Below are 11,748 nucleotides of genomic sequence, written 5' to 3'. Positions count from 1 at the left end.
GGCGTGGGGGGCGCGGCGATCGCCGACGACGGGACCGTCGTGGGCTTCCGCAACACCGGCGGCACGGTGACCGCGGTACGGTGGACGGCCTGCTGACCGGCCGGTCCGGTGTGTCCCGGCGGTGTGGCCTGACAGGACTGGGCGGTCAGCCCACGCCGCGGCCCCTCAGTGCCGTCCGGACATGACAGCCGGCCCGAGCACCGCGCCGAGCCAGCGCAGCTGGCGCCGTACGTGGACGGCCTCCCCGCCCTCGTGCCCGTTGAACGGGTAGACGTGCATCTCCCGCTCCGGCGGGACGGGCCGGCCGGTCGCGGCACCGTACTGGTTGTACGCGGCGAAGCCGGTGCTCGGCGGGCAGACGGTGTCGCGCAGGCCGATCCCGAAGTGCGCCGGGGCGGTCGCCCGCCGGGCGAAGGTCACCCCGTCCACGTACGACAGCGTGCGCCGGACCGCCTCCTCAACCTCCCGGTGCACGGCCAGGTACCGGGCGATCTCGCCGTAGGGCGCCGCCTCGGTCAACCCGATGGCCCGTTGCACGTCGCAGAGGAACGGGGCGGTGGTCACCAGGGCGGCGAGGTCGCCGACGAGACCGGCCACCGCGAGGGCGAGGCCACCGCCCTGGCTGTTGCCGGCCACGGCGACCCTGCTCGCGTCGACCCCGGGAAGGTCCCGGACCGCGTCGACGGCCCGGACCGCGTCGGTGATAAGGCGTCGGTAGTGGTAGTCGCGCGGGTCGAGGATCCCCCAGGTGGCCGGCCACGGCCCGCCGGGAGCGCCGTGCCGGTCCGGGGTGTCACCGGCGCCGTACTGCCCGGCCTGGCCCCGGTTGTCCATCAGCAGGTGCGCGTACCCGGCCACCGGCCAGGTCAGCCGCTCGTGTGGCAGGCCGCGTCCGCGCCCGTAGCCGGCGTACTCGACGACGGCGGGCAGCGGCGCCCGCACGCCCGCCGGGCGGGTGTACCAGGCGCGCACCGGGTCGCCGTCGAAGCCGGCGAACGTCACGTCCCAGGAGTCGACCAGCCGCAGGTCGGTGGGTTCCGGGCGGACCTCGACGAGCACCGGCCGGGCGGCGGCCTCGCCGATCGTGTCGCGCCAGAACGGGTCGAAGTCGTTGGGTTCGACGACGGTGGGCGCGTACCGCTGGAGCTGGTCGAGGGAGTCGGAGTGGGGCACGGGTCCTCGCTTGTCAGCGCGGGTGGGCGGGCGGTGCGGTGCTCTCGCGGACGACCAGCTCGGTCACGAGGTCGATCCGGCTGGTCGCCGGCTCGATGCCCCGCGCCAGCCCGAGCAGCATCTGGGTGGCGATACCCGCCATGTCGCGCAACGGCTGGTTGATCGTGGTGAGGGCGGGGTCCGTCCAGGCGGCGAGCGGCAGGTTGTCGTACCCGATCACGGAGAGGTCCTCGGGCACCCGCAGGCCGCACTGGCGGGCGGCCCGGAGCACCCCCATGGCCTGGATGTCCGAGCCGGCGAAGATCGCGGTCGGCCGGTCCGACAAGCGCAGCAGCCGCAGGCCGTGCTCGTGCCCGGCGGTGGCGGAGAAGCCGCCGTACCGGACCAGCTCGCGATCGACCGCGACCCCGGCCTCGTCGTGGGCGGACTGGAAACCGGCCGCCCGGGCGCGGCTGCAGAGCACGTCGGGTGGCCCGGAGATGAGCGCGATCCGCCGGTGTCCCAGCTCCAGCAGGTGCCGGGTGGCGAGCAGGCCGCCGTTCCAGTTGTTCGACCCGACGGTGGGCACCGCGGCCGACGTCGCGCTGTCGGTGTCGACGACGACGAACGGGATGCCCTGGCGCCGCAGGTGCTGCTGCTGAGCCTCGGCCAGGTGGCAGAGGACGAACACCACGCCCAACGGCCGGTCGGTGAGCAGCGCGTCCAGCCACCGTGACGGCGGGCGGTGCGCGCCGTCGAGCTGGGAGACGGCGAGCCCGACGCCGGCGAGGCTGGTCACCGCCTCGACGCCCCGCAGGATCTCCATGGCCCATCCGACGTCGAACTCGTGGAACACGAGATCGATCCGGCCGTGGCCGGACGGGTGCCTCCTGCCCCGGCGCTGGTACCGGTGGCGGTCGAGGCTCGCCTCGACGCGGGCCCTGGTGCCGGGCGCGACATCGGAGCGTCCATTGAGGACCTTGGAGACGGTGGCGACCGACACGCCGACGTCGTTGGCGATCGTCGCGATGGTGGTGGAGGCGGGTGGGCCGAGCGGGTCGTGCTCTGTCATCGCAGCCTCATGCAGCATCCGAAAGTTTCGGGAGACCCTAACACGATCAGACGGTCCCGCCGGACGGCGCTGAGCGCGGGAAGGGATCGCCGAGGGTCGAGTTGAGGGCCTTGACACGCATCGATGGTGGACTTAGGTTGCCGAAAAGGTTACGCAGGTTTCCGGAAAGTTTCGGGTCGCGTACCGCTCGCCATGCAACCGGTCCCGCGCGGACGCGGATGTGGCCCGAGCTGAAGGGGTCTGGGCATGAGAAGTCCGGTGTCGGTCGACAGCGGTGCGCCGTCCCGCGACGTCGCGCCGGCGGAGACCGTCCCGCGGTCGCCCCGCCGTCGCCGGACCTGGCGGCAGGCGCTGCGCCGGGACTGGCAGCTCTACTCGCTCGCCGTGCTGCCGCTGCTGTTCTTCCTGATCTTCCGGTACCTGCCGATGATCGGGAACATCATCGCGTTCCGGCGGTTCAAGCCGGGCGGCAGCATCTTCGGCGAGTACTGGGTCGGGCTGCGGTACTTCCGGATGTTCTTCACGGACCCGACGTTCTGGGAGGTGTTCACCAACACCCTGGTGCTGGGGACGCTGACCCTGCTGTTCTGCTTCCCGCTGCCGATCGTGCTGGCGCTGCTGCTCAACGAGGTACGCGCCCGCCGGTTCAAGCGGTTCGTCCAGTCCGTCTCCTACCTGCCGCACTTCCTGTCGATCGTGATCGTGGCGGCCATGGTCATGCAGCTGACGTCGATCGACGGCACGGCTAACCAGCTCGTCCGGCTGTTCGGCGGAGACGCGGTGGCGTTCCTGCAACAGCCGGAGTGGTTCCGCACCATCTACGTCTCCTCCGAGGTCTGGCAGACCGTCGGCTGGGGCACCATCCTCTACCTCGCCGCGCTCACCACGATCGACGAGGACCTCTACGAGGCCGCCCGGATCGACGGCGCCAGCCGGCTGCGGCAGACCTGGCACGTGACGCTGCCCGGGATCCGCCCGACGATGGTGACGCTGCTGATCCTCAACATCGGCAGCTTCATGGCGGTCGGGTTCGAGAAGATCCTGCTGCTCTACAACCCGTTGACGTACCCGACCGCGGACGTGATCTCCACGTACCTGTTCCGGATGGGCTTCCAGTCCAGCAACTTCAGCTACGCCGCCGCCATCGGTCTCTTCGAGGCGGTGATCGGGCTGATCCTGGTCCTGTCGGCGAACCTCATCTCCCGCCGCACGGTGGGGACGAGCCTGTGGTGATCCTCGGTACGAAGCGAGACGCCCCGACGACGCGCGGGCCGGTGGACAGCCGGGGCTACCGGATCTTCCGGATCGTCAACACGGTCGTCCTGATCGGCGTCGTGATCGTGACGCTCTACCCGTTCCTCAACATCGTGGCCCGCTCGCTCAGCGAGGAGGCCTACATCATCTCGGGAAGGGTGAACCTGGTCCCGCGCGGGTTCGACCTGACCTCGTACAAGCTGGTGATGTCCGACTCGATGTTCTGGACGAACTACCGCAACACCGTCGTGTACACGGTGGTCGCCACGCTCATCTCGATCGTCCTGACCACCTGCTACGCGTACGTGTTGTCGAAGCCGCAGCTCAAGGGGCGCGGCGTCCTCGTCGGCATCGCGCTGTTCACCATGTTCTTCTCCGGCGGTCTGATCCCCAACTACGTGCTGGTCACCAGCCTGGGAATGAAGAACACCATCTGGGCCGTGGTGATCCCCAACGCCATCAGCGTGTTCAACCTGCTGGTCATGAAGGCGTTCTTCGAGAGCCTGCCGACCGAGTTGGAGGAGGCGGCGGCGGTCGACGGGCTGAACACGTACGGCATCCTGCTGCGCATCGTGCTGCCGTTGTCGAAGGCGATCATCGCGACGATGGTGCTCTTCTACGCGGTCTCCTTCTGGAACTCGTGGTTCACCGCGTTCCTCTACTTCGACCGGCAGGACCTGCTCCCGGTCACCGTGTACCTGCGCAACCTCATCGCGGGCGCCACCAGTGCGGAGTCGGCAGCCGCCGACGCCGACAAGGTCCAGGCAGCGGCCACCCTCCAGGCCGTGACGGTCGTGCTCACCACCCTGCCCATCCTGGCGGTCTACCCCTTCGTCCAGCGGTACTTCGTCCGCGGCGTGATGCTCGGCGCCGTCAAGGGATGACGCCGGTAGCGCGCCGTATCACCTCCAAACCCCCACCACCGAAAGGACGAGCCATGCTCCACAAGACGTGGCGCCGCGTGGCGACAGCCACCGCGGGTCTGCTCGCGCTCACCCTCACCACAGCCTGTTCCGAGGACCCCGGCGAGTCGACGGACCTCTCGGAGAACCGGGCCGGCGCGATGGCCAACTACGGCGTCGGCGACCAGTTCAAGGCCACCGAGGCGCTGTCCTTCTCCACCCTCTACAACAACCACACGTTCTACCCGCTCAAGGAAGACTGGCTGTTCTGGTCGGAGCTGACCAAGCGGACCAACGTGAAGATCGAGCCCGTCGCCGTTCCGCTGAGCGACTACGAGCAGAAGCGCAGCCTGTTGATCGGCGCCGGGGACGCCCCGCTGATCATTCCGAAGACGTACCACCCGCAGGAGAACGCGTTCGTCTCGTCCGGGGCGATCCTCCCGGTGAGCGACTACCTGGATCTGATGCCCAACTTCAAGGACAAGATCGCCAGGTGGAACCTCAAGCCGGAGATCGACGACCTGCGGCAGTCCGACGGCAAGTTCTACCTGCTGCCCGGCGTCCACGAGAAGCCCACGCAGGACTACACGGTGCTGGTGCGCTCCGACATCCTCCAGGAGCTGAACCTGTCGGTTCCGAAGACGTGGGACGAGCTGTACACCGTGCTCAAGGCGATGAAGGCGAAGTATCCGAACGTCTACCCGTACTCCGACCTCTTCAGTAAGCCCACGCCGACCGGCGCCCTGCTGAACATCCTCGCCGCGTCCTACGGCACGCGGGCCGGCTGGGACTACCAGCACGCCACCTGGGACCCGGCGGCGAAGAAGTTCAACTACACCGGCGCGTCCGAGCAGTACAAGCAGATGCTCACGTACCTGCACAAGCTCGTGGCCGAGGGCCTGCTCGACCCGGAGAGCTTCACCCAGACCGACGACCAGGCACGCCAGAAGCTTGCCAACGGAAAGTCCTTCGTGGTCACCGGCAACGCGCAGACCCTTGTCAACAACCACCGACCCGACCTGGCCAAGACCCTGCCGAACGCGAAGATGACCAAGATCCCGCTGCCGGTCGGCCCGGCCGGTGAGATCAATCCGTTCCCCCGGTTGGAGAACGGCGTCATGATCTCCTCCAAGGCCCGGGAGAGCAAGAACTTCGTCGCGATGATGCAGTTCATCGACTGGCTGTGGTATTCGGACGCCGGCCAGGAGTTCGCCCGGTGGGGCGTCGAGGGCGTCACCTTCACCAAGGACGCGTCCGGCAAGCGCTCGGTCACCGCCGACGTCGACGTCCTCGGGCTCAACCCGAAGGCCCCCAAACACCTGCAGAAGGATTTCGGCTTCTACAACGGCGTCTTCGCCTACGGCGGCACCCCCGACCTGGTCCGCGGGTTCTTCTCCCCGGAGGAGTTGGAGTTTCAGAAGGTGATGGACGCCCGCCCGCCGAGGCAGGTGGCCCCGCCCTACCCGTTCACCGATGAGGAGCGCGAACAGGTGTCGCTCTGGGAGACCCCGCTGAAGGACTTCGTCTCCCAGAACACGCTGAAGTTCGCCCTGGGCCAGCGGCCCCTCACCGAGTGGGACGCGTACGTGGCCGAGCTGAAGGCCAAGAACTCCGAGCAGTACATCGACATGGTCAACAAGGCGTACGAGCGCTTCCAGAAGAACAACGGCTGATCAGCGGAGGGTCCGGTCGGGTGACGCGCCCACCGCCCGGCCGGACCCTCCGGCCCCCGGCCGGCGCGGTCAGCCCGACCGCCCGGCGCCGGGTAGGACGACCAGAGGACAGCAATGCGCATGACCGTTCCCGACCAGGCCACCGGCCGCCTCACCGACGCCTGGCGCCGCTGCGTCGGCACCGGCCGTTTCGAGTTGGCCCTGCGGCGTGACTACCAGGACTCGCTGGCCCTCATCCAACGCGACATCGGCTTTCGGCACATCCGAGGGCACGGGCTGCTGAGCGACGGCGTCGGCCTGCACCGGCCGTACGAGCACCGGGGCGAGCGCCGGGTGCACCACTCCTTCACCTACGTCGACCAGGTCGTCGACGCCTACCTCGACCTCGGCATCCGTCCGTTCGTCGAGCTGGGGTTCATGCCCTCGGGCCTGGCCTCCGGCGACCAGACGGTGTTCTGGTGGCGGGGCAACGTCACGCCGCCCCGGTCCTGGTCGGAGTGGGCGGACCTGGTCCGCGCCGCGGTCGCCCACCTGGTCGACCGGTACGGCCTCGACGAGGTACGCGGCTGGCCGATCGAGGTGTGGAACGAGCCCAACCTGGTGCCCTTCTGGCAGGGCGCCGACCGGGACGCGTACCACCGCCTCTACGAGGTGAGCGCGCACGCGGTCAAGGAGGTCGACGCGGCGTTGCAGGTCGGCGGCCCGGCGATCTCGCCCGGGGCGGACGAGTGGCTGGTGCCGTTCGCCGAGTTCGTCACCGACCGCCAGGTGCCGGTCGACTTCGTCAGCCGGCACGCCTACACCTCCGGGCCCGCCCAGCACGTGCCGTTCGGCACCCACCAGACCCTCGCCTCGGCGGCGGAGCTGCTGACCCAGTTCGCGGCACCGCGCCGGCACCTGGCCGGCACCGCCCTGGCGGGCCTGCCGGTGCACATCACCGAGTTCAACTCCTCCTACCGGCCGGACAACCCCATCCACGACACGGCGTTCCACGCCGCGTACCTCGCGCCCGTTCTGGCAGCCGGCGGCGACCTCGTCGACTCCTTCTCGTACTGGACCTTCAGCGACATGTTCGAGGAGGTCGGGGTGCCCACCGCGCTGTTCCACGGCGGGTTCGGCCTGCTCACCCACCGTCAGATCAAGAAACCGACCTACCACCTGTACGCCTTCATGGCCCGCCTCGGCGATGAGGTGCTGGCGCGCGGCGACGACCACCTGGTCACCCGCCACCCGGACGGGCGGATCGCCGTGCTGGCCTGGGCTCCGGTGGACGTCACCGGCCGGTCGCCGGCACCCGACCGGCACCCGCTGGCCCTGTCTGTCCCGCTCGGCCCGCCCCGCACGACGTCGGCGTTCCTGCTCCGCTCGTCGGTCAGCGAGGACGCGGGCAACGCGTGGGCGGCCTGGGCGGAGATGGGCCGCCCCCGCTCGCCCAGGGCCCGGCAGCTCGACGCGCTGCGGGAGGCCGCCGAGCCGGCCCGTACCCACCGTGCCCTGCCGGTCGCCGCCGGGCGGGTCGAGGTGGACCTCACCCTCGCCCGGCACGAGGTCACCCTCCTGGAGCTGAGCCCGGTGGTGGACGAGACCCCGCCGTGGTGGGACACGGACCGCCTGCTCGGCCTGCCGGCCGGGACCGACCGGAAGGAGCAGCCGTGAGCGGCGCCGCGCACACCTGGCGACAGTTCGGCGACGGCCCACTGTCGCGGGCGGCCGCCCGCGTCTACACCCTGCTCGTGGTCGAGCTGCTGCTCCTGCTCGCCACCCTGCCCGGCCTGCTGCCGCTGCTCCTGCTGAGTCCCGACGCCAGCAATCTGCCGGTCGCCGCGGTCCTCCTGACGCCGGTCGGCCCGGCGGTCTCCGCCGCCCTGTACACCCTGCGCCACCAGCGCCCCGACGTGACGGATCTGCGACCCGCCGCCGTGTTCCTGCGCGGCTACCGGGCCAACCTGGCGGGCGCGCTGCGGGTCTGGGCGCCGACGCTGCTGTGGCTGACCGTGCTCGCGGTGAACCTCGCCAACCTCGGCGCGGCCGCCGTCCCCGGTTGGTGGGCGGTGCCGCTGGTCCTCATCGGGGCGGGGGTGACGCTCTGCGCGGCCAACGCCCTGGTGATCACCTCGCTGTTCGACTTCCGCACCCGGGACGTGCTCCGGCTGGCCGCGCACTTCCTCGTGCGTACCCCCGGTGTCACCATCGGCAACGCCCTGCTGCTGGCGGCGGCGGCCGGGATCACGGCGGTCTTCTCCGAGGCGGTGCTGGCGATGCTCGGTGCGGTCGTGGTCCTGGCGTTCCTGCGCATCGGCGACCCGATGGTCCACCGGATCCGGAAGGAGTTCACCGCATGAGCCTGCCCCGCACCGCGAAGGTTCCCTTCGGCGGCGACTACAACCCGGAGCAGTGGCCCGAGGACGTGTGGAAGCAGGACTACCGGCTCTTCGACGCCGCGCAGATCGACCTGGTCACCGTGGGCGTGTTCGACTGGGCGCTCACCCAACCCGCCGAGGACGTGTACGACTTCTCGCTGCTGGACCGGATCGTCGAGCGGGCCGGCGCGGAGGGGCGGGGCATCTGCCTCGCCACCGGAACGGGCGCCCACCCGCCGTGGCTGGCGCGGGCGTACCCAGAGGTGACCCGGACCGACTTCGAGGGCCGCAGACACCGTTTCGGGCAGCGGCACAACTCGTGCCCCAGCTCACCGGTGTTCCGCCGGCTCTCCGCCGAACTCGCCCGCCGCGTCGCCAGCCGCTACGCCGACAGCCCGGCGGTCGTCGCCTGGCACGTCGGCAACGAGTACGGCGGCGCCTGTTACTGCGGGCTCTGCGCGGCCGGGTTCCGCGACTGGCTGCGCCGCCGCCACGGCACCCTGGAGGCGCTGAACACGGCCTGGTACACCACCTTCTGGTCGCACACCTTCACCGACTGGGAGCAGATCGAGCCGCCGTCGGCGCTCACCGAGCACTGGCGCGGGCCGGACCACACCGCCTTCCCGGGCATCACCCTGGACTACCTGCGGTTCTCCTCCGACGCCATGCTGACCAACTTCCGGGACGAGAAGGCCGCCATCCGCGAGTCCAGTCCGGACCTGCCGGTGACCACCAACTTCATGGGCATGTACCGGCCGATGGACTACCACCGCTGGGCCCCGCACCTGGACTTCGCCTCCTGGGACAACTACCCGCCGGACGACGAGTCGGCGGCCCGGATGGCGCTGACCCACGACCTGATGCGCGGGCTCAAGGACGGCCAACCGTTCTGGCTGATGGAACAGACCCCCAGCGTCACCGCCTGCCGCGACGTCAACCCGCTGAAACGGCCCGGCCTGATGCGGCTGTGGAGTTGGCAGGCGGTGGCGCACGGCGCCGACGCGGTGCTCTTCTTCCAGCTGCGCGCCTCCCGGGGCGCCAGCGAGAAGTACCACGGCGCCGTCATCGGCCACGCCGGCCGCTCCGACACCCGGGTCTTCCGGGAGGTCGCCGACCTGGGAGCGGAGCTGGCCCGACTCGGCCCGGCGTCGCTGGGCGCGCGGACACCGGCCCGGGTGGCGCTGCTGTTCGACTGGGACAGCTGGTGGGCGTTGGAGATCTCCGACGGCCCGTCCCGCCTGGTCCGCTACCAGCAGGTCGTGCTGGCGTACCACCGGGCGCTCTGGGACGTCGGGGTCGACCTGGACGTGGTCGCGGTGACCGCCGACCTGTCCGGCTACGACGTGGTCGTCGCGCCGGCCCTGCACATGCTCAAGGAAGACCTGCCGGAGCGCCTGGAGGCGGTCGCCGCCCGGGGCGGCTCGGTGCTGACCACGTACCTGTCGGGCCGGGTGGACGAGAACGACCAGGCGTTCCTCATGGACGTGCCGGGCCCGCTCGGTCAGCTCATGGGGATCCGGGTCGACGAGTGGGACGCCCGCGGCCCGGAGGTGGTCAACCCGGTCCGCCTCGGCGCCGGCGCCGACCAGCTCGACGTCGAGGCGCGGCTGCTCTTCGAACTGGTGATCCCGCAGGGCGCGGAGGTGCTCGGCACCTACCAGGCCGACTTCTACGCCGGCACCCCGGCGGTGACCCGCAACGCTTACGGCGACGGGCACGGCTGGTACGTCGCCGCCGGGCTGGACCAGACCGGGGTGTCCTGGGTGGTCCGTCAGGTGCTGGCCCGGCACGACCTGTTCGGGCCCTGCCCGGACCTGCCGGACGTGGAGTCCGCCGTCCGGGTCGCGCCGGACGGCACGCGCCTGCTGTTCCTGCTCAACCACCGCGCCGAACCGGTCGAGGTGACCGCCCCGACCGGCGCCGTGGACCTGCTCACCGGTGACCGGACGGAGGCCGCGCAGCCGTTGCGGCTGCCGGCGTACGGGGTCGTGGTGCTGCGGGAGGACCGGTGAGCCCCGAGGATCCGCGCGTGCACGCCGCCTGGTTGCCGCCGGAGGCGTTCCGGGCGCTCGGCGCGCGCCGGGTCCTCGTGCACGGCGACGGGACGCTCGTCGACACGGTCCTCGACGAGGTCGCCCACGCCTGCGCCCGGTACGGCGGGCGGATGTGGCACTCCCCGTCCTGGGTCGTGGACGCCGACCTGGTGCTCGCGCTGCGCGGCGCCGCCGAGCTGCCGAGCCCGGTGGTGGAGGCGGCGCGGGCAGCGGGCGAGGGGGCCCTGGCGAAGGCCGCCGACGAGGCGCTCGGCGACGAGGGGTTCGTGCTGGCGCGGGCGGGCGAGGTGACCGCCGTGCTGGCCGACGCGCCCGCCGGCCTGCTGTACGGCCTGTTCCACCTGGTCCGGCTCGGCCCGGCGGCGTTCGACACGACCCGTCCGGCGGAACGGCACCGCCCCGCGCTGCGCCGGCGGATGCTGAACCACTGGGACAACGTGGCGGTGCACCCGGTGATGGGCCAGGTCGAGCGGGGGTACGCGGGCGGCTCCATCTTCTGGCGGGAGGGCCGGCCGCGCGGCGACCTGGCCCGGGTCCGGGAGTACGGGCGACTGCTGGCCGCCTGCGGGATCAACGCGATCTCGGTGAACAACGTCAACGTCGGCCGGACCGAGGCGCGGCTGCTCACCGACCGGCTGGGCGACGTGGCGGAGATCGCGGACGCGCTGCGCCCGTACGGCGTCCGGGTGCACCTGTCGGTGACCTTCGCCGCGCCGGTGGTGCTCGGCGGCCTGCCGACCGCCGACCCGGTGGACGAGGCGGTGCGCGCCTGGTGGGCGGAGACGACCCGGCGGGTGTACGAGCGCATTCCGGACTTCGGCGGCTACGTCGTGAAGGCCGACTCCGAGGGGCAACCCGGCCCGTTCACCTACGGGCGCGACCACGCCGACGGGGCGAACCTGCTCGCCGAGGCCCTCGCCCCGTACGGGGGAGTGGTGCACTGGCGGGCGTTCGTCTACAACCACCACCAGGACTGGCGGGACCGCTCCACGGATCGGGCACGGGCCGCGTACGACCACTTCGTCCCGCTCGACGGGCGGTTCCACGCCAACGTGGTCCTCCAGGTGAAGTTCGGTCCGCTGGACTTCCAGGCGCGCGAGCCGGTCTCCCCGGTGCTCGCCGCGATGCCGGCCACCCGGTTGGCGGTGGAGTTGCAGGTGACCCAGGAGTACACCGGCCAGCAGCGACACGTCTGCCACCTCGGTCCCTGGTGGAGCGAGGTGGTGCGGTTCGCGCTGTGGGGGCCGGGCGGGCCGACGGTCGCCGACGTGGTCGAGGAGG

At 71.1% G+C, this 11,748-nt stretch carries 8 protein-coding genes and 1 pseudogene; 7 read left to right on the top strand and 2 right to left on the bottom strand.

All coding sequences use genetic code 11. The annotated features are described in order from the left end of the window. Window positions 1-165: 165 nt before the first annotated feature. Together DKT68_RS21785 and DKT68_RS21780 are read right to left on the bottom strand one after the other, a co-directional pair. On the bottom strand, window positions 166-1,173 hold the full coding sequence (locus DKT68_RS21785; protein ID WP_109819258.1) for an acetylxylan esterase: 1,008 nt from the start codon (window positions 1,171-1,173) through the stop codon (window positions 166-168). Between the two features lie 13 nt (window positions 1,174-1,186). Beyond that, window positions 1,187-2,224 (bottom strand): LacI family DNA-binding transcriptional regulator, encoded by a 1,038-nt coding sequence (locus DKT68_RS21780; protein ID WP_109819257.1) that lies wholly within the window; start codon window positions 2,222-2,224, stop codon window positions 1,187-1,189. 246 nt (window positions 2,225-2,470) lie between these two features. On the opposite strand from DKT68_RS21780, the gene DKT68_RS21775 reads away from it, so the two are divergent. The 7 genes and pseudogenes from DKT68_RS21775 to DKT68_RS21745 form a co-directional block, all read left to right on the top strand. Then, the gene (locus DKT68_RS21775) at window positions 2,471-3,457 is read left to right on the top strand and encodes an ABC transporter permease (protein WP_236647024.1); all 987 of its coding nucleotides are present in this window, start codon (window positions 2,471-2,473) and stop codon (window positions 3,455-3,457) included. Then, the gene (locus tag DKT68_RS21770) at window positions 3,454-4,362 is read left to right on the top strand and encodes a carbohydrate ABC transporter permease (RefSeq protein ID WP_236647023.1); all 909 of its coding nucleotides are present in this window, start codon (window positions 3,454-3,456) and stop codon (window positions 4,360-4,362) included. Before DKT68_RS21775 ends, DKT68_RS21770 begins: the two co-directional genes overlap by 4 nt. Before the next feature lie 53 nt (window positions 4,363-4,415). Further along, entirely contained in the window at window positions 4,416-6,053 is a 1,638-nt protein-coding gene (locus DKT68_RS21765; protein ID WP_109819255.1) for an ABC transporter substrate-binding protein, read from the top strand. A 120-nt stretch (window positions 6,054-6,173) separates the two neighbouring features. Next, on the top strand, window positions 6,174-7,709 hold the full coding sequence (locus tag DKT68_RS21760) for a GH39 family glycosyl hydrolase (protein WP_236647022.1): 1,536 nt from the start codon (window positions 6,174-6,176) through the stop codon (window positions 7,707-7,709). Beyond that, window positions 7,706-8,395: a DUF624 domain-containing protein gene (locus DKT68_RS21755; RefSeq protein WP_109819253.1), complete on the top strand. Its 690-nt coding sequence runs from the start codon at window positions 7,706-7,708 to the stop codon at window positions 8,393-8,395. The genes DKT68_RS21760 and DKT68_RS21755 overlap by 4 nt, the downstream gene beginning before the upstream one ends. After that, on the top strand, window positions 8,392-10,425 hold the full coding sequence (locus tag DKT68_RS21750; RefSeq protein ID WP_109819252.1) for a beta-galactosidase: 2,034 nt from the start codon (window positions 8,392-8,394) through the stop codon (window positions 10,423-10,425). Before DKT68_RS21755 ends, DKT68_RS21750 begins: the two co-directional genes overlap by 4 nt. Next, window positions 10,422-11,748, top strand: a pseudogene (locus DKT68_RS21745) (alpha-glucuronidase); the annotation flags it as partial. The gene DKT68_RS21750 and the pseudogene DKT68_RS21745, both read left to right, overlap by 4 nt.

The sequence above is a fragment of the Micromonospora acroterricola genome (genome assembly GCF_003172955.1).
GTDB lineage: Bacteria > Actinomycetota > Actinomycetes > Mycobacteriales > Micromonosporaceae > Micromonospora > Micromonospora acroterricola.
The sequence above is the reverse complement of the archived record's forward strand: the minus strand, read 5'-3'. Positions and strand labels throughout refer to the sequence as shown.